Source organism: Pedobacter superstes (assembly GCF_037622515.1).
GTDB classification, from domain to species: Bacteria; Bacteroidota; Bacteroidia; order Sphingobacteriales; family Sphingobacteriaceae; genus Paradesertivirga; species Paradesertivirga superstes.
Genome location: NZ_JBBJCN010000021.1, coordinates 1 through 492 on the forward strand (window position 1 = coordinate 1; position 492 = coordinate 492).

Annotated in this window: 1 protein-coding gene; it reads left to right on the forward strand. The window is 38.8% G+C overall.

What is annotated here, in order from left to right; genetic code table 11:
- On the forward strand, window positions 1–221 hold a 221-nt coding region (locus WG906_RS19325), incomplete at its 5' end, for an endonuclease domain-containing protein (protein WP_339994537.1).
- Window positions 222–492 lie beyond the last annotated feature (271 nt).

Sequence of the window (492 nt, forward strand, 5' to 3'; positions counted from 1 at the left end):
ACTTCATTGTTGATTTTTACTGTCCCTCTGAAAAGCTTGTTATTGAGTTAGATGGCAGCATTCATAATAACCTTGGTCAGACTAATGCTGATTTCGACAGGGATAACGAATTAAAGTCCATGGGCATGAAAGTTTTGCGCATTGAGAATGAGATGGTTTTTATGCATCCTGAACAAACATTAGAAATTATAAGCTCTTATTTTGAAGGGGCAAATCAATGAGGCAGTAAAAATTATTAACCACCCCCAACCCCTCCTTGAAATAAGGAGGGGAGTATGAGGCAGGTAATTCAAAAATTATTATTTATAAAACCTGTTAATGCCTCCATTTACTGGCATTTTGCATAGGCGCCATACCTGCTCCCCTATTTTAGGGGAGCTCCCGAAGGGTGAGGGGTAATAACCATCCCCAACCCAATAAGGTGCTCAAGTGTTCCGGAATCATTATGTTAGTTAAACTAATTTATAATGAAATCTCAGCCAATCCATAACG